This window comes from Actinomycetota bacterium (genome assembly GCA_030682655.1).
Lineage (GTDB): Bacteria > Actinomycetota > Coriobacteriia > Anaerosomatales > JAUXNU01 > JAUXNU01.
Genome location: JAUXNU010000045.1, coordinates 64926 through 86779 on the forward strand (window position 1 = coordinate 64926; position 21854 = coordinate 86779).

Genomic DNA, 21854 nt, shown 5'->3' on the forward strand with positions numbered 1-21854 from the left:
GCGGTTGTGCACGCATCGTAGTGTATGCGCGCACGGCGACGCAACGGGGCTACCGACCTGCTGACCGAGAGACCCTCGAGCGTGGTCCGCCCTTGGCAGTCTCGATTACCGACACGCTCGGACCCTCGATTGCCGGTTCAAGCACCACCTTCCCGTGCGCGTCGGACTTCGCGCCGACCATCTCAGCCAGTATCATGCCGCCAAGGATGAGCGCGGCACCTGCAAGTCCCGAAAGCCCGAGAGCCTCGCCGGCAAGCCAACCGAACAGACCGCCGAATGCTGGCTCGGAGATCAGGATCAGTGCGGTGCGCGCTGGCGGGATGTGTCGCTGCGCGTAGGTTTGCACTGCGAACGCCACCGCTGAGGCCAGGACGCCGGTCACAACAAGCGCGATCCAGATGCTGGTGTCGGTCGGAAGGCCCGGGCGCTCGATAGCGAGAGAAACCCCTCCGCACACCACGCCAGTCGTCGCAAGCTGCACGAGTGTTAGCGCACCCACGTCGTGATCGCGCCCGACGCTCCCGAGCACGATCATGTGCGCCGAATACGCCACCGCACACAAGAACACCCTCGTGTCGCCGGCGGTCCACCCGCCTCCGGATCCACCGGACAGCAACCACAGGCCACCGACCGCCAGCACGACACCGACCACGGTCGCCCAACCGGGTACTCGCCGTAGAAGCACGGCCTGCATCACCGGCGTGATCACCACGAACATCCCGGTGATGAAGGCAGCTTTGCTCGCGGTGGTCCCCTGGAGTCCCCAGGTCTGAAACACGTAGCCCGCGCACAGAAACGCACCGGCCACCAGTCCAACACCCACCGTCCGTGCACTGAGGCGCATGATGGACTTCGGGAACAGCACGACGAACGCCGCCACGGCTATCGCAAAGCGCAAGCCAAGGAACCCGTATACCGGGTAGAGCGCGACTGCGTCCTTCACCATGACGAAAGTCGCGCCCCAAACCATCGCGACGCCTGCTAGAGCGAACTGGATCCAGTAGCGCCTGTGGGCCGAGGCCACCCGCTATACCTCGGTTTCTGCGGGTGTGGGCGCCTTGGCAGGTATCGGCACCGGTCCTGTCACGCTCTCGGGCAACTCAAGGGACTTCGCCTCGCCCCACAGCTTCTCCAGTCGATAGAAGTCGCGCTCGGCAGGCTGGAACACGTGCACCACAACGTCGACGAAGTCGAGGAGGAGCCATTTGCCTTCCTCCCTGCCCTCGATGCCGATGGCAGGAAGCCCTGCCTGCTTGAGCTTGGACTCCACCTCGTCGGCTATCGTGCGGACCTGCCGGTCGTTGTTGCCGGTACAGATCACGAAGTAGTCGGTCACCACGAGCAGTTCGGCCACGTCGATCGCGACGATGTCGGCTGCCTTCTTGTCTGATGCGGCCTCTGCAGCCAGCAACGCGTAGTCCTTCGAATTCAGTTCGATCGCCCTCTTTCTGTCAGTCACTCGGTCGCCCCCGCGGGCGGCTTGTAGTCTTTCCCGATGATCACGATCACGTCCGCGACTTTCTGATCCGCCGGCTGCACGGTCACGACACCCGCACCAAGGACGCGTTTGATCTCCTCGCCGAGCGCTCCGTCACCGTTCTGGACGATAACCTGCGTCTTCGTGTAGTCGAACCGGTCTGCATTCTTCGTGTCCACGACACGCACACCGTTGCGAATGAGCTGCTGCGCGGCCCTTCCGGCCACGCCTGGAGTTCCCGATCCGTTGTAGATGATCGCGCGCGTCGCATTGTCGGTGTCTGATATAGAGACGCCCCACCACTGCTCGACAAGATCTGAGACCTCGGCGCGCTGCGGCTCGAAGTACGTCTGCGCCCCGAGTGTGATGGGCTTGACCGGCATCGGCACCAACGCCACACCATCGGAGGGGGCGGCATCGAGCGCCGCTATCCAGCGCTCCTTCTCCTCGGTGCCCAGGTTCGATACCGAGGTCTCGTTCATGATCCCCACCATGCTCTGGGAGGTCAGTGCCGTCTGGTACGCCTCCGGCGTGATCTCGACGTACGTGTTGAACGGCACGGTGAAGAAGTTGGTCGCCGCAGCAAGGGAGACATCGGGGCCGGCCTGGTACGAGTCGCCGATACGCTCGAATCCCTGACCCGGAACCTCGATGAACGCCGCATCGGGGATGGCGATCCCGTAGATCATCTTCTGCTCCGGGTCGACGCGAACCGCCAAGAAACCCGTCGCCGACCCGTTCTCGACAGCGATGAACAGCAGGTTCTCCTTGGCCTTCTCGAGCAAGGCCTCGGGAGAGCTCTCGCGTTGGGCCCTGCGTTCGGCATTCCAACGCGCGACCGAGTTGATACCGGTGAACACCAGGACAAACGCCAGAACGACTACCACCAGCCCCACCAGCGTCACGCCGGCCAGGTACGATGCGTCCTGAACGGCACGGCCCGCTCTGCCGGCAGCTTCTGAGATCTTCTCGCGTTTCTCGTGGACCTTGGCCTGTCGTCGGACCCTCTTCCGGGTCTTCGAGCCGCGCCGCGTCGTCCTCCATCCGCTCGGCACCGCCGGACCCGCTGTCGGGCGCTTCGCGCGCCGAGGAGGCTCATCGCGTGCGTCGCGCTCATCGTCTTCCGACTCGTCGCCTGTCAGCTCGTCGCCAGTCAGCTCCCATTCCTCTTCACGGGGGAGGTCGTTGTCGCGGTCTCGACTCATGGCGTGTCCTCGGAAACGATCGCGTTCCATGCCTCGACGGTGCCGGGGTGCAGGTGGCGACGCGTGCGGATCAGGTGGATGAGCGACGCCTCATACGCCCTCGCGTATAGCTCCGCCAAGGAGACCTCACTCGCAGCCAGACGCAGGTCATCGACGCCTTCGAACGTCCGACCAGGTTCGATGAGATCTGCCACGTAGACCACGCGGTCGAGATCGCTCATGTCCACCGCTCCGAGCGTGTGCCGCTCAATGGCGCGCACGACCTCCTTGGCAAGGCCGGGAAACTCGGCATGTACCGCCGCAGCACCCAGTCGCGCATGCAACAGGTACGGGACCGTGCGATCGATGTCGCTCACGGGAATCCCCGCAGCATTCGCTTCTTCGAGGAGTCGCTCGCGGCCGTCCTCGCGGGCCCAGTCGTGCAGCAGCCCGGCGATGCGGGCATCCTCTGCATCAACGCCATGGCGCGCGGCGAGCATCGCGGCGGTCTCGGCCACTCCGACGCAGTGGGCGAGCGCCTCAGGCCCTAGGCGACATGCGAGCACTTCGCGAGCGACCTGGTAGTCTGGGCCCGCCATGCTAGAAGGCCTCCCGGTAGAGCCGGTACTTCTCGATGTAGGCGACTACCGGCTCGGGCAAGAGATAGCGCACCGGGCGTCTCTCTGCGCGGCGCTGACGGATGTCAGTCGAGGAGATCGCGAGAGCGGGCACCTCGATGAACTCTATGCGCAGCTGCTGGAGTGTTTCCGCGTGCTGCTCTCGGGCGGCATCCAGGTCGTATCCGGGCCGCGTTGCCGCGATGAACGTGCACAACCCGGCGAACGCCTCTGCATCCTTCCAGGTCACTATCTCCCATACCGCGTCGGCGCCCGTGATGAAGAAGAGCTCCGTGCCCGGCCCCGACGCATCGCGCATCGCTTTGAGCGTGTCGACAGTGTAGGTTGTGCCCGGACGCTCGATCTCCATGCGCGAGACTTCGAAATCCGGGTTTGCCGCCGTAGCGATAACGGTCATGAGATATCGATGCTCTGCGGACGTGACCTGCTGGTGCGTCTTGCGCGCGGGCTGACCGGTGGGCATGAAGACGACCTTGTCCAGGTTGAACTGGACGAGGGCCTCTTCGGCCGTCACCAGATGGCCGAAGTGAATGGGATCGAACGTCCCACCCATTATGCCGAGGCGCGCCTTCGTTCTCACTCCCTGATCTGTCCGCTCCCCATAAGGACGAACTTCGTCGACGTCAGCGCATCGAGTCCCATCGGGCCGCGCGCGTGAAGCTTCTGGGTCGAGATTCCGATCTCAGCACCCATGCCGAACTCGCCGCCATCCGTGAAACGTGTCGAAGCGTTCACGTAGACCGCTGCAGCGTCAACCTCGCGCAGAAAGCGCTGGGCTGCCGAGTAGTCCCCGGTGACTATCGCTTCACTGTGCTTCGTGCCGTACTTGTTCACATGGTTGATGGCCTCGTCGAGTCCCGACACGACCTTCACGGCTATCTTGAGGTCGAGATACTCCGTCGCCCAGTCCTCCTCGGTCGCAGGCTCTACGCGCATCACGGCCCCGAGCGATCGAGCCGCCTCGTCAGCGTGGATCTTGACGCCCTTCTCCTCTAGCTCCCTCAGGATGGGCGGCAGCACCTGCTGGTAGATCTCCTCGTCGATCAGCAGCGACTCTGCCGCGTTGCACACTCCCGGACGCTGCGTCTTGGCGTTGACGACGATGCGCCGCGCCATCTCCGGATCGGCCGCGCTGTGAATGTAGACGTGACAGTTGCCAACACCGGTCTCGATCACCGGGACCTTCGCGTTCTGCACCACGCTTTGGATAAGACCCGCCCCGCCCCGGGGAATGAGCACGTCAATGTATCCGTGCAGCCCCATGAGCTCCTCGGCGGCCTCACGCTCGGTCGATTCGACGGACTGGATGCAACCATCGGGCATCCCCGCTGCCGTCGCCGAGTTGGCGAGCACGCGCGTGAGCGCAAGGCAGCTCTGGATCGCGAGGGACCCACCGCGCAGGATCACCGCATTCGCGGTCTTGATGCACAATCCGGCAGCATCGACGGTCACGTTCGGACGCGCCTCGAAGATCATCGCCACCACGCCGAGGGGCACGCGGACCTGTGTGAGCTGGATGCCATTGGGGAGCGTATGTCCCTCCACGACCTCGCCGATGGGATCGGGCAGCAGCGAGAGCGCCTTGAGCGCCTCCGACATCGACTTGATACGTGCCGGGTTCAACTCGAGGCGATCGAGGAGCGGCGCCGGGGTGTTCTTGGCCCGCGCTGCCTCCATATCGCGCCCGTTGGCGGCCAGAATCTCATCCTGGTTGTGAGTCAGCGCGTGCGACATGGCCAAGAGTGCGCGATTGCGCTGCTCCGAGGAGGTAGTCCCCAGTCGCTGCGCCGCCTCCCGCGCTCTCGTCGCCAGCGTCAAGACTTCCGACATCGCAATCCCCTATCCGCGTTGCGTACGTGCAGGTCCGTCTACAGAATCACCAGGTGGTCCCTGTGAATCACTTCCTTGCCCGCGACCTGCGGCAACAACTCCGTGATCTGGGAGCTCTTCAGCCCCTTGACACGTTCCAGATCTGCCGAGGACAGAGCGGTCAGACCGCGTGCGATGACGCTGCCGCTACGGTCTTTCAATACTATCGCATCGCCGACATCGAAGCTTCCCGCTACCGCTACGACACCCGCAGGCAGAAGGCTCTTGCCCCGCTGGCAGAGCGCCTCTTTGGCCCCGTCGTCGACGGTGACCTCACCGCGGGGACGCTGCCCGAGCGCGATCCAAAGCTTGCGTGCCCCGAGCTGCGCCGCGCCACCGGCGAAGTACGTCCCGACCGGCTTGCCGTCCGCTGCATCAACGATAACGTTCGGGCGTCGCCCATCGCACACAACCGTCGGGATGCCGGCCTTCATGAGCACCTTGGCCGCCTCCACCTTCGTGAGCATCCCTCCCGAGCCCACGATAGACCCTGCCCCGCCGGCCGCCGCGACGACCTGCTCCGTGAGTTCCTCCACGTGCTCGAGCAGCCGGGCCTCCTCGTCGAGACGCGGGTCGGCATCGTAGAGCCCTTCGATATCGGTGAGTAGCACGACCAGATCGGCCTTCGTCATGGTCGCCACGAGGGCTGCAAGCGTGTCGTTGTCCCCGAACTTGATCTCGTCCACCGCAACCGTGTCGTTCTCGTTGACGATCGGTACCACATCGAGAGCCATGAGTCGCTCGAGAGTGTCACGGGCATGCAGATACGCCTGGCGGTGCGCCGTGTCGTGCCGCGTGAGAAGAACCTGGCCGACAGGCACGTCCTGCGCCGCGAACAGCGCTGCATACATGCCGAGGACCTGAACCTGTCCGACAGATGCCGCAGCCTGAAGAGTGGGCATGTCGGACGGACGCGACCCCATCCCGAGCACCTCAACGCCCGCAGCAATCGCGCCGGACGTCACAATGATCACCTTGGCACCGCCCGAGCGCAGACGCGCCACCTGCCCGACGAGAGTCTCGACGTACGCGCGGTCAAGACCGCCGTCGGCGGCGGTCAAGATCGAACTGCCGATCTTGATCACGATGCGTTCCATGTTGCTCACCCGTCGTCTCCCGCCTTGTCGGGCTCATCCTCTATGTAGGCCACCTCGGGGTCCACTGCAAGAGCTCCTTGGAACTCAAACGTGGCTCCCGCAATAGTTATCTCGTCGCCATCGAACGCGCCAGCATCCTCGAGCGCCTGCTCGACGCCAGCCTTGACAAGGCGCTTCTGCAGGTGAGCCAAGGCCTCCTCATTCCCGATCTCGGTCATGATGACCATTCGCTCGATACCCCGACCCTTCACCTCGAACGCGTGGGCACCGGTCCGCACGACGGCGAAGCCTCGCTCTTCACGTGGCTCGTGGATGTAGCGGGCCTGGTGCGGCTCGGATGCCGCCTGCGCCACGGCCTGCTCGCGAAGCTCATGAACGCGCTCGGCGACGGCACGCGATAGCTGATCGATTGCTGCACCGGTAGCGGCAGAAACCTCGAAGTAGAGCAACTCACGCTCCTCGGCCCACGCGTGTACACGCGCCGAAGCCTCTTGCACTCCGGGCACATCGGCCTTGTTGCCCACCATGATCTGCGGGCGATCAGCAAGGTCGGTCGCGTGTGCGGCAAGCTCGCCATTGATGACATCGATGTCATCTACGCAGTCACGCTGCTCGTATCCTCCCGTGAGATCGACCACGTGAATGATCAGTGCCGTCCGCTCGATATGCCGAAGAAAGGCATGTCCGAGACCTTTGCCCTCACTCGCGCCCTCTATGAGTCCCGGCACATCGGCCACGACGAACGAGCGATTGCCGGCGCGCACCACGCCCAGGTTCGGCACGAGCGTCGTGAAGGGGTAGTCGGCGATCTTGGGACGTGCAGCGCTCATGCACGCAATCAGCGACGACTTGCCCACACTGGGCAAGCCGACAAGCGCCGCGTCGGCCAGCAGCTTGAGCTCGAGCGAGATCCACCGCTCCTCGGCAGGTTCCCCAAGCTCCGCGAATGCAGGAGCACGCCTGGTAGGTGTCACGAAATGGGGGTTGCCGCGGCCACCGCGTCCGCCGCGCGCCACGACCACTCGCTGATCCTGATCCGTGAGGTCGGCGATGAGTTCGCCCGTCTCGGCGTCGCGCACCACCGTGCCGAGCGGAACGGTCAGCAGAAGGTCATCACCACTCGAACCGTGACGCACGGCGCCCTTGCCGTGATGGCCGCGCTCGGCCTTGTAGTGGCGCTTGTAGTGGTAGTCGAGCAGCGTCGATACCGCGCCGTCGGCGACCAGAACGATGTCGCCTCCCCGTCCACCATCGCCGCCGTCCGGCCCGCCTTTTGGAACGTACGCTTCTCGACGGAAGGACTTGCAGCCCGCTCCGCCGTTGCCAGCCTTCGCACTTATCTTTGCTTCATCAACGAACATTGTGCTCCCTAAGCGTAAAGACCCCCCGCTCCTGTGGAGCGAGGGGCCCGTCAAGCGTTCCTCGAGAGAGGGCCCTAGCCCTCGATCGGTCGGACGTGCACCCGACGGTCTTTCCCGTGAGTGAAGTCCACAACACCGTCCGCCTTGGCGAACAGGGTGTCGTCCTTGCCGATACCGACGTTCTCGCCAGGCTTGAGCCGCGTGCCGCGCTGCCGCACGATGATCGAGCCTGCGGTCACGACCTGACCGGCGAAGCGCTTCACACCAAGTCGCTGTGCGGCCGAATCGCGACCGTTCTTGGTGCTGCCTAGACCCTTCTTATGAGCCATGACTCGCTACCTGCTTTCGTGAAAAACGGGGACGCCGGGCCTTACCCTCGTCCGACTACCCTTCGTACTTCTTGGCGTGAACGCCGCAGTACTTGGAGCCTTCCTTCGCCTTGTTGGCGCAGCGCTCGCCGCTGGCCTTCACGGCGGCGCACTGACTCTCAGCGACCTCAGTCAGGGCCAGCTTCTCGGCGGTCTTGGGCGCGGCCTCTACCTTGGGGGCCTTCTCGACCTTGGGAGCGACCTCTGCCTTCGGTGCGGCCTTGGACGGCGCCTTGTGAACAGCCTTCGCGACCCTCGTGCCTCCGCCAGCAGCGACGATGTCCGTCACCAAGATGCGGGTCTGCTGCTGCCGGTGGCCCTTCAGACGCTTGTAGCCCTTGCGTTTCTTGAACTTGAACACTACCGCCTTCTCGCCCTTGAAGTGCTCGACGACCTCGGCGGTCACAGTTGCAGCGGTCAGTGCAGCAGGATCGGTGGTGATCTCATCACCATCGGCCACGAATAGGACGTCAAGAGCAACGGTATCGCCGACTTCTGCATCGATCTTCTCGACAACGGCGACGGTGCCCTTTTCGACCTTGAGCTGCTTTCCGCCGGTAGAAACCACAGCGTACATCTGGAAACCTCTCACTCGCGTGTGTGCGCAAGGGGGTACTCTAGCATACGGCCTGACCAGCGTCAACGCTATTCGAACGCGCGTTGGACAGCTCCTGCCCTACCCTCGATGAGCACTCGCACCTCGGTGGGACCACACTCTCCATCGGCCACAATGGCGACTTGCCTGCCAGTCGACGATCTGAGCGCAGCGATGACGTTCTGACCTGGGGCCATGACGAACTCGTAGGTCTCGGGATTGAGGCCGAATAGATACGCGGGCGACTTGCCCGCGGCAAGAATCTCACGCATCCGGCGTTCGACTGCGATCTTGCGTGTGGTTGTCGAAAGCACCCTGCCCTCCCCGGCACAACAGGGACAAGGTTCTGTCAGGATGCCGTAGAGCCCGTCCGTCACATTCTTCCGGGTCATCTCCACCAGCCCGAGGCGAGATATCTCTGTCACACGAGTCTTCGTGCGGTCGCGCTCGAGAGCCAAGGTCAGCCGCTGCATGACCTCGGCACGATGGAACTGGTCCTCCATGTCGATGAAGTCGATCACGATGATGCCGCCGAGATCGCGCAGCCGCAGCTGGCGCACCACCTCCTCGGCAGCCTCCAAGTTCGTGCGCACTATCGTGTCTTCGAGGTTCTTGCGCCCGACGAACTTGCCTGTGTTGACGTCGATAGCCGTCAGCGCCTCTGTCTTGTCTACCGTGATGTGACCGCCTGACGACAGGCGTACGGTTCTCCGCAACGCCGATTCGATAGCGGGCTGCAACCGGTAGCTGTCGAACAGCGGTGTATGTTCACGGTACAACGACACGCGCCGCACCAGCTGGGGCGAGGTCTTCTTCAGGAACGAGACCACCTTCTCGAACACGGACTTGTCGTCGACGATGAGTCGTTTGAAGTCCTCGGAGAAGACGTCTCGTACGAGGCGCAAGGCAAGATCCATCTCCGTGTAGATGACCTCCGGGGCAAGACCCTCCCGGGACTGATGATCCACCCGTTTCCAGAGCCTCAACAAGAAGTCCAGGTCCGAGACGAGATCCTTCTCGCTGGCACCGGTGGCTACCGTCCGGACGATGACACCCAGCCCGTCGGGCACGTGTCCGGCTACCGAGGAGTGAAGTCTGTCGCGCTCCTCGTCGCTGATCTTCCGCGAAACCCCCACGAAGTCCGAGAACGGCATCAGCACAAGGAAGCGCCCCGGCAGCGTGACTTCAGTCGTGATGCGTGCGCCCTTGGTGCCCATCGGATCCTTCAGGACCTGCACCATGATCTGCTGGCCGGGCTTGAGAAGCGATTGGATGTCCCTGCGCGGGACACCGTCCACGCCTTCAGGGGTCACGACCTCATCGACATACAGGAAGGCGTTCTTCTCAAGGCCGATGTCCACGAAGGCCGCCTGCATGCCCGGCAGGACGTCCTTCACCTTGCCGAGGTAGACGTTGCCGACCACGGATCGCTTCGGGCGTTCGATATAGAGTTCGACCAGCTCCCGATCCTCGAGAAGCGCTACACGCGTCTCGTTAGAATCGTGCGAGATCAGCATCTCGCGAAGGACCTCGGCCACGCGCACTCCCGTCAGATGGGACGCAGCAACCGACCCTCCTCTTCTATGAGGATGTCGGTGCGCGCCACATGGATGGCGGCGTGTGGAATGCCGAGCCGGGAGAGCGCTTCTCGAATGAGAGCCTCAGGGCGAAGGGAGCCTTCCTGTCCCATGCGAGTCATCATGTCGATGACGGCCCCGTCGTCCTGCAACCGCACGCGCGTCTCCTTCGGGAGACATTGCGCGAGGTCGAAAACCTTGGTCTTGCCTTTGTGCTCTACTTCGAGTGTTCCACCCGCCACGACGTCGTCCAACGCCGCCTGCAGCGACTCCCTATCGGCTCCTTCCGGATCGACTGACAACTCGTACACCCCTACGTTACACGCCGCGGAAAGCGACGGCAACGTACCCGCGACATAACGCATCTCGGCAGGCGCGAGGTCGGGCGGCGTCGACGCCACGAGCCTGGCCAGTGTCTCCTCGGCAGGTACGTACTCGCGAAGCCACAGGTCGAAGTACTCGCGCTCGCCCAATGTGCCCACCGGCAGTGCAGGCCCGAACGCAAGCTTCATGTGCGGGTTGAACCCCCGCGTGAGCGCGTATGGAAGAGCCGCCCGGCGCACCGCGCGCTCGGTCGCCCGCATGACTTCGAGGTGCGACAGATAGCGCAGACGCCCGCGCTTGTGGAAGCACGCACGAAGCCTGAACTCACCCGGAGCCACGGCGCTCACCTCCGAGGCGAACCTCGACGCCCAGGTCCTGGCACACATCGCACCCCGTGCACCCGTCGAAACTGCAGTCAGGCGTCGTGACCCCTTCGAGCGAGCGCGCTAGCTCGCGACGAAGGTAGGTCTCACTGACGCCCGTGGAGATGTGCGACCACGGCAGCGGACTTCCTGGCTCGAAGCTCCGGGTGGCTATCTCATCCGGATCGAGCCCCGCCAAGGAGAACGCCTCCCGCCACCGGTGCAAGTCGAATCGCTCGGTCCAGGCGTCGAAACGAGCCCCGCTCTTCCATGCAGCTTCGATGGCGTCCGCGATGTCACGACCGCCGCGAGCCATCGCGCCTTCGAGGAGCGAGACCTCCGGGTCGTGCCACGAGAGCTCCACGCCCCCTTTGCGCGGCACCGATTCCCGAAGCACGGCCTGCTTGCGCACGATCTCCTCGTAGGCCACCTGACCGGCCCACTGGAACGGGGTATGGGCCTTGGGCACAAACGTGGAAACGGATACGCCTATGCGAATCGCACCACGCTGGTCTTTCGGCGTCGCCTCGCGGGCCGCATACAGCACGCGCCGCACGAGCTTGCCGATTCCGGCGATGTCGTCATCGGTCTCGGTCGGAAGGCCGATCATGAAGTAGAGCTTCACGCGACGCCAGCCAGCGGCGAAAGCACGCTCGACGGTGGAAATCAGGTCCTCCTCGGTCACATTCTTGTTGATGACGTCCCGCAAACGTTGCGTCCCGGCTTCGGGGGCGAACGTCAGGCCCGTCTTGCGCCCGCCCGCGATGAGGCGGGCCATCTCGATGGAGAACGCATCGACACGCAGGCTCGGCAATGAGATCGACACACCCGTACCCTCGAGTCGACGCGACATCCGCCTCAGGACATCCCCCAGTTGCGAGTGATCGGTCGTCGACAACGAGGTGAGTGACACCTCGTCGTACCCGGTGCAGCGCAGCCCTTCCATCGCGTCACGCACGATCGTGTCCGCCGAGCGCTCGCGCACGGGACGATAGATCATGCCCGCCTGGCAGAATCGGCATCCGCGTGTACACCCGCGCAGGACCTCGACCCCGACCCGGTCATGTACGACATCCATATAGGGAACGACCGGACACACGGGCGGGCGATGGGCGTCCATGTCCGCCACGACACGCTTGTCGATGACTGCGGGCGCTCCCGCGACCGGTGACACGAACGCTCCTCCGTCGCCTGGGCCGTCCACTGCGCCATACAGGGACGGAACGTACACGCCGACAACGCGGGACAGGTCGCGAAGGGCTTCCACACGCCCGGCACCGCGGGCCTTCGCGGCCCTGTGGACTGCCACGATCTCAGCCGCAGCTTCCTCGCCCTCGCCGATCAGGATGGCGTCGAAGAACGCCGCCACGGGCTCGGGGTTGAACGCGCACGGCCCGCCCCCGACAACGATCGGGCCGTTCTCACCACGGTCTGTTGCCCGCAGCGCAATCCCGGATAGATCGAGTATCTCGAGGATATTGGTGTAGGTCAGCTCATAGGGCAACGTGATGCCGACGAGGTCGAACTCGCGCAGCGGTGTTGCCGACTCCAAGGACGTGAGCGGAAGCCCGGCATCCCGCAGGGCATCGGCCATGTCGATCCAGGGTACATAGCAGCGTTCCGCCGACACGCCGTCGAGAGTGCCGAGCTTCTCATAGAGAATGGCAAGCGCGGAGTTCGCCATGCCGATCTCGTAGGCATCGGGATACAGAAGCGCCACGCGGTAGTCTTGCGGTTCGGGACGGCGCGCGCCCCATTCCGAGTCGATGTAGCGTACCGGACGCTCGACGTGCCCGAAGAGCCGCTCGATCCGTTCCCAGAAGCTATGCGTCACCGGCAAACGTCTCCTCGGCGGGGACGGAAGCATCGACGATAGCGGGCGTTTGTCCTGCCTTTGGCCGCTGGGTCCGTTCGCGAATGCTGGCTGTGACCTGCCCTTTCATGCGTTCGAAGCGCTCGGTCAGCCCAGAAGTATCCGCGCTGCCTTCGAAGTACGACACAACCGCATAGCCCATCGCGAGTGTGCCCGTCGCCCCGATTCCGCCTTTGACCGCCCACCCGAAACCGGGGACGAAGGACAGGAACTGCCGTGCTACCCCGCGCATCACGAACCCGCCACCGATGACAGCCGCAAGCTCGCGCCAGCGCTCGACACCGAGCTTCTCCCCGTATGCCGCAGCGACTTGAAGCAGCATCTTGGTCTGGTTAGCGGTCATGAGCGGCATGTCCGCGCCGGGAATCACCGCGACCGCGCCGATAAGGCCGTTCTGGAGCGCCGTGGCCTTCACCGCCTCGATCGCCACCGCCCGCCGCATGAACGTGAAGTTGTGAGCGAGAGCGAGGCGCTTGGCAGGAATGCGATCGACGAGCCACTCGCCCAGCTTCTCATCGACGAGCTCCTCGGAGTCTGTCGATACCAGCGTGTCGCGGTACGGATGGCCGAGGACGTCCGCCACGGGCCCGATCTCCTCGGAAAGCGCGATCACCACGGTCGGTACCGCCCGTTCGCGCGCAGTCTCGAGCTGCTGCGCAATGCCGGTCCGCCCCGAGCCCACGACCGCAACAAGCACGTCGGCCGCGGGGTCGACAAGCAGCTCCACCCCCGGCTCCACTACCTCGATATGCAGTCGCGCACCCGCTGTGAAGGGGTGAAGCCGGTCGCGAACAACCTCGACAAGCTCATCGGGTGCATCAAGCTCGACGAAGACGGCGATGCGCACGGTCTTCTCCCGGGTCTCCTGGATCTTGGAGCCGGCTTTCACGAGGTCGCGCACGTCGATTGGAAGTCGCACGAATGGCACTCTCCTTGGCAGATATCACGTGCCGTAGCGTCGGGACCACACTGACAGAAGCATACCCGTTGCCGCCAGGTTGGTGACCATGAACGAACTGCCGAAGCTCATGAACGGCAGTGGGATGCCTGTGATGGGCATGAGTCCGATCGTCATGCCGACGTTCTCGAGGACCTGGAACGTCCACATCGCGATCACGCCCGCTACGATCAGCGAGCCGAGCAGGTCACGCGAGGATACAGCGATCTCGAGCGCCATTATGAGCAGGGCCAGATACAGGCCAAGGAGTACCACCGCTCCAGCGAAGCCTAGCTCCTCACCGAGCACCGCGAAGATGAAGTCAGTGTGCCTCTCGGGCAGGAAGTTCAAGTTGCCTTGCGTACCGGAGCCAAGCCCCTTGCCGGTGATTTCACCCGAACCGATGGCGATCTTGGCCTGTTTGAGGTTGTAGCCCGCGCCGAGCGGATCGCGCGTAGGGTCGACGAACACCATCAGCCGGTCCTTCTGGTACTGCTTGACGAGTACATCCTTCCCGGCTGCACGGTCCGCCACGTTGTCGATGCCGACGATCGCAGCCACGAGCAGCACCGCGGTCAACCCGAATACGGCGAACCAGCGCGGCTTGAGCCCACCGATCAAGAACATGCCTGAAGCGATCGCGATAAATACCATGCCGGTTCCCAGGTCGGGTTGCAGCAAGATCAGCCCAAGCGGCAACGCGAGATAGCCCATCACCCGCGCAACGTCACGGGGACGCTCGATGAACCCTTTGTACTGGGATATCACGATCGCCATGATCACGATCGTGACCAGTTTGGCCGGCTCGGAGGGCTGGAAGAGCCGCAGGCCCCCTATGGCCAGCCAGGACGTCGCACCACCGGCCTCGTAGCCGAGACCAGGAATGCGCGGGCTCAAGATCAGCAGTGCGTCGAACAGGACTAGGGGTCCAAGCCAACCCTGGAGCTTCGTGTAGTCGATCAGCCACAAGAAGACCAGCGGTACCAGGCCGATGAGCACACCGATGATGTGGCGCAGGAACAGCGCCCGACCCGAACTCATGTCCGAGGTGGCAGACTGCACCATCACACTCCCGTACAGAGTCAGAAGCGCCGCGAACAGCAGAAGCGGCACGTTGACCCAGCCGGCGAGAGTGTGTCCGCGTATGCGCACCATCGGCTACCTCGACAAGTCCGTGGCGGTCACGTGCTCAACGGGGAGTCCGAGAAGCGATGCGAGAATCTCCCTCGCCGCCGGACCAGCGACCGAACCGCCGTGGCCACCCTGCTCGATGATGACCGCCACCGCGTAGCGGGGCTTGTTCGCCGGCGCGTATGCCGCAAACAACGCGTAGTCGTCCTTGCCAGTGACCTGCGCCGTACCGGTCTTGCCGGCCACTGTCTCGCCGAAACCCCGGAACGCTTCCGCGCCAGTGCCAGACTCGGTCACATCGATGAGACCGCGTCTCATCACCGCCAGATTGGCCGAGGAGACCTTCACCTTGTGCAACACTTCGGGCTCGACCGTCCGCGCTACTTCGCCCTTCGTGTCGAGCACCTGCTCGAGGATGTGCGGCTGCATCACTTTGCCGCCGTTGGCGACGCCCGCATAGGCGGAAGCGAGCTGCAGGGGGGTCACAAGCAGGTCTCCTTGGCCGATGGCGATATTGACCGTGTCTCCGGGAAGCCACTTCTGGAACTCGGGGTAGTTCTCGTTGAACTTCTTCTTCCATGCGGCATCGGGCACACGACCGCCGACCTCGCCCGGCAAGTCGATCCCCAACTTCTCGCCGAAGCCGAACTCCCTGGAGAACTTCTGCAGCTTTTCGTCCTTCTGCTTGTAGAACTCGTAGCCGATCTCGTAGAAGACCGTGTCGCACGAATCCACGATGCCCTGGTGAAAGCTGATCGTCCCGTGGCCGGACTTCTTCCAGCACCACTTCGGCCACTGCTCGCCCATCTCGGTCCACTTCCCGGGGCAGTAGAACTGCGTCCACTCACTCGCCACGCCATGCGACAGCCCGGCAAGCCCGGTGAACGCCTTGAAGGTCGAAGCCGGAGGGTAGAGCGCCATCACAGCCCGATTGGTGAGCGGGTACTCTGAATCCTTAGCGTTTAGCTTCTTCCAGTTCTTCTCGGATATCCCGCCAAGGAATAGCGTCGGGTCGTAGGAGGGGGCGCTCGCCATCGCAAGAACCTCGCCGGTCTTGACGTCCACGACGACGGCCGCACCCGCGCGAGCACTGGTGAACTTGTCTTTGTGGGCGTCCTCGAATGCGTTCTGCAGGGCTTGTTCGGCGACCTTCTGCACCTCGGAGTCAATGGTAAGCACGATGTCGCTGCCAGGAATGGGCTCGCCCTCTTCGATGATCTGCTGGGGTATCCCCTTGGCGTCGACCTCCATGCGGCGATAGCCCTTGTCACCTTGGAGGACTGACTCGAATTCGAGCTCCGCGCCGGTCTTCCCAACCTGGTCCCCGAGCGCATATCCCTCGAATTTCGGCTGGTCTACCTGCTCTTCGGATATCTCTCCGGTGTAGCCGAGCACGTGCGCCGCGAGTTTGCCCTGTGGATACTCCCGCACTGCCAGCACTTGCACCTCGACCCCGGGGAACTGCGACTCATGCTCGGCGAGGTAGCTCACAACCTCGTTCGAGGCATCGATGGCGACGATGCGCGGGCGCAAGGCCGCTTCCCGCTTCGACGCGACACTGGCAACGACCTCTTCAAGCGGCATGTCGAGCAACGTCGATAGCCGGTACAGCATCTCGGTGTCCTCAAGTGCCGTTGGCGAGACCGACACGGCACGCGTCGGCCGGTTGGTGACGAGCGGGACCCCGTTCCGATCGAGAATGCGGCCGCGCGGCGCGTCGAGGGATATCTCGCGAATCCGATTGTTCTCGGCAAGAGCGGTGTACTCGCGACCCGAAATCACCTGGATGCTCCACAGACGCACGAACAGCACGCCGAGTACGAGCAGCACGACGATGCCGAGTGTGGCGAATCGCCCCTTCAACTGCTCGCGGAATGTCGACATGATGCGGCTCCTAGACGGAGAGAATGGTATTGCGTCTGCGCATCGTGCGCGCATGTCCGTCACGACACACGGGGAGGGTGCCTACGCCAGACGGCGGAATGTCTGCATCGGCCGGTCCCTGCGCAAGAGCCGGGCCAACCACGGGTAGATCAGCAGAGCCAAGGCCCCATTGTACACCGCGCCCGGCAGCATCACGTGCCCAAGCATCGCCCAGAACGGCGCACCCGAGCCAAGGAGCATGAGCACAAGCCCGTACGATACCTCGGCAACCAGACCGCCGAAGAACACGACCGTCGTCGGCAGAAGCCAGCCCTCTGCGAACATGTTGGCCTGGAGCGATCCGGTCACATGTCCAACGATGGCGAGCACAAGCGCCATCGGACCGATTGGACCACTGCCCAGCAGGTCGAACGCCAGCCCGGCCGCAAAGCCGGCGGATGCACCAGAACGCGGACCTTCCACGAGTGCAAGCGTCACCACGACGAGTAGCAGCAGGTTCGGCACGATGCCACCGATGGCGATGTAGGGCGCGATGGCGACCTGCAAGAGGGCAGCGCCAAGGATCGCGACTATCGCGGGAATCGCTTTGTTGTTCACTCGCCACCTCCAACGTCGGCCGTCGGAGGTGCACCGACGAGTACGATGACTTCTTCGATGCCCGAAATACGTGAGGATGGCCGCACGACAACGTGCTGGTACAGGTCGTTGGCGGCCAACTGCACGTCGGAGACCTCTCCGACAATCAGCCCCTTTGGATAGACGCCTCCCATTCCTGACGTCAGAACCACATCGCCTACGACCACAGTGGACTCACGGCTGACGTACTCCATGGACAGCGCACCGTCGATCGATCCACGAACGACACCGTCAGCACGCGTGGACTGGATGAGTGCGGCGACACCACTGCGCTGATCGGTGATCAGCCGGACTTTCGCACTATAGGCAGTCACATCGATCGTCTGGCCAAGGAGCCCCTGCGCGCCCAGGATAGGCATCCCGATATCCACGCCGTCCGCCGAGCCGCGGTCGATGGTGATCACGCCCTCCCACGCGCTCGCCGGGCGGCCAATGACGCGGGCGCCAAGACCCTCGAGCTTCCGCGCCTCGATGAAGCCGACAAGTTCACGGAGGCGCTCGTTTTCGAGTCGAGCCTCCTCAAGCTCTGCAACGCTGGAACGCAATTCAGCGTTCTGTGTCTTGAGAGTGTTGTACTCGTCCCTGGAAACGCTCAGACCGCTGAACCACTCGCCCGTGGCCCTAAGCGGACTGGTGGCCCACTCCCCTACTGCGGAGACCGGGGCCGTGAGCGCTTCGGTTCCGCGCCTGGCCCGATGCAGCAAGCCATTGTCGCCTTCGCGGTAGTAGACAGTAGTGATGATGAGCGAAACGACTACGAGCGCAGCGAGCAATGCGTTCGTACCACCCGATCTCTCAGGTTGGGGTAGCTTCATCGCCACGCGATCACTCTCATCGGGCGCCGGTCAGAACCTTCTTGAGCGCGTCGATCTCCTCGAGAGCCATCGCTGAACCGTCAACGACGTTGGTCAATGCATTCTCGGAGACGTGCACCGGCATGCCAGTCTCGTGCTTGAGTCTCTCGTCAAGTCCACGGAGTAGTGAGCCACCGCCCGTGAGAACGATGCCGTATTCCATCAGGTCGCTCGCAAGCTCGGGCGGTGTCTGCTCGAGCGTGGCCTTCACGGCCGCAACGATCGCATGCAATGGTTCCTCAAGGGCCTCACGGATCTCCTCGGACTCCATCGTGATCGTGCGCGGCAGCCCGGTCAGTAGGTCGCGTCCGCGCACTTCTACGTCCACTTCCTCGAGCAGCGGCCAGGCCGATCCGATCTCGAACTTGATCTCCTCGGCCGTACGCTCACCCACGAGCACGTTGTAGACGCGCTTCACATGGGCGATGACTGCTTCGTCGAACTCATCGCCCGCGATTCGGATCGACTGCGCGCAGACTATGCCGCCGAGCGAGATGACGGCGACCTCGGTCGTGCCGCCTCCGATGTCGACGACCATGTTGCCCGTCGGCTCTTGGATCGGCAACCCGGCACCGATCGCTGCGGCCATCGGCTCCTCGATGAGGTAGGCCTGGCGCGCACCGGCCTGCATGGTGGCCTCGAAAACCGCACGCTTCTCGACCTCGGTCACCCCCGAGGGCACGCAAACGACCACGCGGGGCTTGGGCTGCCACGGGAAGCGCTTGATCCGTGTCTTGTTTATGAAGTACCGAAGCATCGATTCGGTGACCTCGAAGTCAGCGATGACGCCATCCTTGAGCGGACGGATCGCGACGATACTGCCGGGCGTACGACCGAGCATGCGCTTGGCTTCGATTCCTACGGCCAGAACACGCTTGGTGTCCTTCTCGACAGCGACGACGGACGGCTCTATGAGAACGATTCCGCGACCGCGGACCGAGACAAGAGTGTTGGCTGTTCCAAGGTCGACGGCCATGTCGCCGCCCCACGAGTTGAAGAACATGTCGATAAGCGACAAGTCGCTCGCTCCTTCCACATCAACGCCCGGACACGCCACACGGCCCATCCGGAGCGCAGCGCTCATGCATGACAAAACCGACCCCTCGGGCCCATGCCCGGCGGCCGTGCATGCAAATCTGGACAAGTGTAGCACAGGGAACCGTGCGCGAATCCCCAACGAAACGGCAACATCCGCAGGTAGAAGGGTATATGACGGGTCTGGCCTACATGAGTCCGAGATCACGTAGACTCGAGTGCTCCCCACCGTCGCCGATGACGACGTGGTCGAGAACTTCTATGCCAAGGACGTCGCCCGCCTTGACGAGCCGACGCGTCAGCTGAATGTCGGCGCCGGACGGTGTCGAGTCGCCGCTCGGATGGTTGTGCACCACCACCATCGAGGCTGCCGACGCCCTGACCGCCTCCTTGAAGAGCTCCCGCGGATGGACGATCGATGCATTCAGGCTCCCTACTGATACTTCGACCATCTTGAGCAGGTGGTTCTTCGTGCTCAACGCAAGCGCCCAGAAGTGTTCTCGGTCCGCCCCGCGCATCTGCGGCCAGCACAGTGCCACGACGTCTTCGGGTGTAGAGATCGTCGTGCGGCGACCGCCCCGCCAGGCCGACGCGCGACGGCTCACCTCCAGGCAGGCCAGGAATCTCGCGGCGGCAGCCGGGCCCACCCCAGGGACCGCACAGAGCTCCTCGGCACTTACCCTCCAGAAGGCATCCGGAACCGGGTGTGCCTCAAGAATCGCCCGCCCGCAGGCTTCATCGCTCTCGCCGATCATCACGGCAAACAGTCCCGCGTCGGACACAACATCTGACCTGCCGGACAACACCATCTTCCGAGGGTCACTCGACCCTCCGACAAGGCGTGGCGCCATGCCCGCCCACCTCCTACCTACTTGCGACCGACACCGTCTGGAGGGGTACGCGGGAGAGGAGAAGGCGGGCGGAGTACCCGATGAGAAGCCCGGTGGGAAGGCTTAGGGCAAGGGACACCGGAGCGAGGAGTAGCGGAGCTGCAGACGAAACCAAAACCGTGGCAGCACAGAGCTGTGCGATCACGTGCGCCGAGGAACCGGCCAGTGACCATCCGATCATGGAGTATCGATCGCCTCGGGACGCGATGGCGCTCATCACGCCCCACGCCGCCAACGCTCCGACAGCCGACAACACGCTTGCAGGACCACCAAGCGCCCCCGTCGCCAGTCCGACCAGTAGGACGCGACCGAGTGAGACCGCAAGCGCACGCGCAGGTCCTACGGTCACAAGCGCTAGCACGATGGCTATGTTCGCGAGCCCCAATCGCATTCCTGGGACCGGAAGCGGAGGCAGCAGCACGACCTCGAGATAGCCAAGCGTTGCCGCCATCGCCATCAGAAGGCCGGTCGCCGCGGTCAGCGACGATGTGGCATCAGTGCGATACCGCATCGAGACCGCCTTCCGAGCCGTTGCCGGAAGTCATCACTGCACTCACGCCATTTGGCGCACAGACGACCGGTCGTCCTGGTCGCACAACGCGTTCACGCACGCACGTCTGATCGGGACAGTCGGACTCCACGCAGACAAGCTGCGCACCGATCACCTCGAACACCACATCGCCCCGCACACCCGGCACGACGTAGCGTCCGGGTTCTGAAAGGGAAACCTCGCTGCGACCGGCGGGTCCACTGATCAGCACGGTATCGCTGTTCCTTGCAGCGTAGGTCACCGCAGGGACCGACAGCACGGTCACGAGAACGAGTACGAGAAGGAGTCTGAGGTCTGCGCGCGTCATGAGGTCACACCCCTGTGGGCACTGCCTCTTCGGTCTGCGTGAAGCCGTCGACTTTCGGTCCCCGGCCATCGAGGCGAGCAGCGGGAAGAATCGCCTCTCGTCCTGTGAGGTCGATGCATTCCTGCGGACACACGCGAACACACTCGCCGCAACCCGTGCACTTCTCGTAGTCCACGACCGCCAGAAGATCGATCATGTGAATCGCATCCGATGGACACGCCTTCTCGCACTTCTTGCACGAGATACAGCACATCGAACAGTAGTCCTTGCGGGCGCGGGGCTTGTCATGCGAGTTGCAGCGGACCGCGACCTGACCATCGGCCGGCACCATCGCGAACAGATGTATAGAGCCACGAGGGCACTCGCGAACGCAGACTTCGCAGCCGGTACAGACATCGAGATCGATAACAGGCAATCCTCGTCCATCCATCGAAATGGCCCCGAACGGACAGGCGCGGGCACAGTCTCCGTACCCCAGACACCCGTAGGGACAGGCCAAGTCCCCTCCGGCCACCTTCGAGGCCGAGACACACGACATCACGCCGCTGTAGTCGAAGAGGCGGACCGCTGCGCGGCCGCCGCCACAATGCCTGAGCGACACCTGTGACGAGACCGCGCACTTGTCAACGCCGAGAAGCTCGGCGACCGCGTCAGCGACCGGCTGACCGCCGGCGGTACAAGCGGTGACGGGCAGGGTACCTGCGACGACCGCTTCAGCCGCTCCGAAGCACGAAGGATTCCCGCACGCGCCGCAGTTGGCGCCGGGCAGGACTGCGAGAACCGCCTCGATGCGTGGGTCGACTTCGACGTGGAAGCGCTTCGAGGCGGCCGCAAGCATGAACGATGCGGCAAGACCGATGACGCTCAGGGCCGCAACTGCTTTGATGACGAGCGCAAGATCCACA

Annotated in this window: 23 protein-coding genes; all 23 read right to left on the reverse strand. The window is 63.8% G+C overall.

From position 1 onward, the window contains the following. Positions 1–49: 49 nt before the first annotated feature. Positions 50–1024 carry a DMT family transporter gene (locus tag Q8K99_02595; GenBank protein MDP2181441.1) on the reverse strand — a complete coding sequence of 325 codons (975 nt, stop codon included), beginning with the start codon at positions 1022–1024 and terminating at the stop codon, positions 50–52. A 3-nt stretch (positions 1025–1027) separates the two neighbouring features. Then, positions 1028–1459, reverse strand: coding sequence for a ribosome silencing factor (gene rsfS / locus Q8K99_02600; protein ID MDP2181442.1), 432 nt, complete (start codon positions 1457–1459; stop codon positions 1028–1030). Beyond that, a complete protein-coding gene (locus Q8K99_02605) occupies positions 1456–2682 on the reverse strand; it encodes a LytR C-terminal domain-containing protein (GenBank protein ID MDP2181443.1) in 1227 nt (408 codons plus the stop codon). Before Q8K99_02605 ends, rsfS begins: the two co-directional genes overlap by 4 nt. Next, positions 2679–3260 (reverse strand): bis(5'-nucleosyl)-tetraphosphatase (symmetrical) YqeK, encoded by a 582-nt coding sequence (gene yqeK / locus Q8K99_02610; protein MDP2181444.1) that lies wholly within the window; start codon positions 3258–3260, stop codon positions 2679–2681. The genes Q8K99_02605 and yqeK overlap by 4 nt, the downstream gene beginning before the upstream one ends. Before the next feature lies 1 nt (position 3261). Further along, a complete protein-coding gene (gene nadD, locus Q8K99_02615; GenBank protein MDP2181445.1) occupies positions 3262–3879 on the reverse strand; it encodes a nicotinate-nucleotide adenylyltransferase in 618 nt (205 codons plus the stop codon). Further along, positions 3876–5129 carry a glutamate-5-semialdehyde dehydrogenase gene (locus Q8K99_02620; GenBank protein ID MDP2181446.1) on the reverse strand — a complete coding sequence of 418 codons (1254 nt, stop codon included), beginning with the start codon at positions 5127–5129 and terminating at the stop codon, positions 3876–3878. The genes nadD and Q8K99_02620 overlap by 4 nt, the downstream gene beginning before the upstream one ends. A 38-nt stretch (positions 5130–5167) precedes the next feature. After that, positions 5168–6265 carry a glutamate 5-kinase gene (gene proB, locus Q8K99_02625; GenBank protein ID MDP2181447.1) on the reverse strand — a complete coding sequence of 366 codons (1098 nt, stop codon included), beginning with the start codon at positions 6263–6265 and terminating at the stop codon, positions 5168–5170. 5 nt (positions 6266–6270) lie between these two features. Next, the gene (gene obgE, locus Q8K99_02630; protein ID MDP2181448.1) at positions 6271–7626 is read right to left on the reverse strand and encodes a GTPase ObgE; all 1356 of its coding nucleotides are present in this window, start codon (positions 7624–7626) and stop codon (positions 6271–6273) included. 74 nt (positions 7627–7700) lie between these two features. Continuing rightward, positions 7701–7955: a 50S ribosomal protein L27 gene (gene rpmA / locus Q8K99_02635; GenBank protein MDP2181449.1), complete on the reverse strand. Its 255-nt coding sequence runs from the start codon at positions 7953–7955 to the stop codon at positions 7701–7703. A 55-nt stretch (positions 7956–8010) separates the two neighbouring features. Then, positions 8011–8571: a 50S ribosomal protein L21 gene (gene rplU / locus Q8K99_02640; protein ID MDP2181450.1), complete on the reverse strand. Its 561-nt coding sequence runs from the start codon at positions 8569–8571 to the stop codon at positions 8011–8013. A 68-nt stretch (positions 8572–8639) separates the two neighbouring features. Beyond that, positions 8640–10127, reverse strand: a complete 1488-nt coding sequence (locus Q8K99_02645) for an Rne/Rng family ribonuclease (protein ID MDP2181451.1) — start codon at positions 10125–10127, stop codon at positions 8640–8642. 11 nt (positions 10128–10138) lie between these two features. Then, the gene (locus Q8K99_02650) at positions 10139–10828 is read right to left on the reverse strand and encodes a TIGR03936 family radical SAM-associated protein (GenBank protein MDP2181452.1); all 690 of its coding nucleotides are present in this window, start codon (positions 10826–10828) and stop codon (positions 10139–10141) included. Then, the gene (locus tag Q8K99_02655) at positions 10815–12686 is read right to left on the reverse strand and encodes a TIGR03960 family B12-binding radical SAM protein (protein ID MDP2181453.1); all 1872 of its coding nucleotides are present in this window, start codon (positions 12684–12686) and stop codon (positions 10815–10817) included. Before Q8K99_02655 ends, Q8K99_02650 begins: the two co-directional genes overlap by 14 nt. Further along, a complete protein-coding gene (locus Q8K99_02660; protein ID MDP2181454.1) occupies positions 12676–13644 on the reverse strand; it encodes a hypothetical protein in 969 nt (322 codons plus the stop codon). Before Q8K99_02660 ends, Q8K99_02655 begins: the two co-directional genes overlap by 11 nt. Before the next feature lie 24 nt (positions 13645–13668). Beyond that, a complete protein-coding gene (gene rodA, locus Q8K99_02665; GenBank protein ID MDP2181455.1) occupies positions 13669–14817 on the reverse strand; it encodes a rod shape-determining protein RodA in 1149 nt (382 codons plus the stop codon). 3 nt (positions 14818–14820) lie between these two features. Next, positions 14821–16677, reverse strand: coding sequence for a penicillin-binding protein 2 (gene mrdA, locus Q8K99_02670; protein ID MDP2181456.1), 1857 nt, complete (start codon positions 16675–16677; stop codon positions 14821–14823). Between the two features lie 81 nt (positions 16678–16758). Next, positions 16759–17274, reverse strand: coding sequence for a rod shape-determining protein MreD (gene mreD / locus Q8K99_02675; protein ID MDP2181457.1), 516 nt, complete (start codon positions 17272–17274; stop codon positions 16759–16761). Further along, on the reverse strand, positions 17271–18128 hold the full coding sequence (gene mreC / locus Q8K99_02680; GenBank protein MDP2181458.1) for a rod shape-determining protein MreC: 858 nt from the start codon (positions 18126–18128) through the stop codon (positions 17271–17273). Before mreC ends, mreD begins: the two co-directional genes overlap by 4 nt. 16 nt (positions 18129–18144) lie before the next feature. After that, positions 18145–19170 carry a rod shape-determining protein gene (locus Q8K99_02685; protein ID MDP2181459.1) on the reverse strand — a complete coding sequence of 342 codons (1026 nt, stop codon included), beginning with the start codon at positions 19168–19170 and terminating at the stop codon, positions 18145–18147. A gap of 220 nt (positions 19171–19390) precedes the next feature. Further along, a complete protein-coding gene (gene radC, locus Q8K99_02690; GenBank protein MDP2181460.1) occupies positions 19391–20053 on the reverse strand; it encodes a DNA repair protein RadC in 663 nt (220 codons plus the stop codon). A gap of 13 nt (positions 20054–20066) precedes the next feature. Beyond that, positions 20067–20603, reverse strand: coding sequence for a Gx transporter family protein (locus Q8K99_02695; GenBank protein ID MDP2181461.1), 537 nt, complete (start codon positions 20601–20603; stop codon positions 20067–20069). Continuing rightward, positions 20587–20949 carry a NusG domain II-containing protein gene (locus Q8K99_02700; protein MDP2181462.1) on the reverse strand — a complete coding sequence of 121 codons (363 nt, stop codon included), beginning with the start codon at positions 20947–20949 and terminating at the stop codon, positions 20587–20589. Before Q8K99_02700 ends, Q8K99_02695 begins: the two co-directional genes overlap by 17 nt. Before the next feature lie 4 nt (positions 20950–20953). Next, positions 20954–21853 (reverse strand): 4Fe-4S binding protein, encoded by a 900-nt coding sequence (locus Q8K99_02705; protein ID MDP2181463.1) that lies wholly within the window; start codon positions 21851–21853, stop codon positions 20954–20956. Position 21854: the final 1 nt, after the last annotated feature.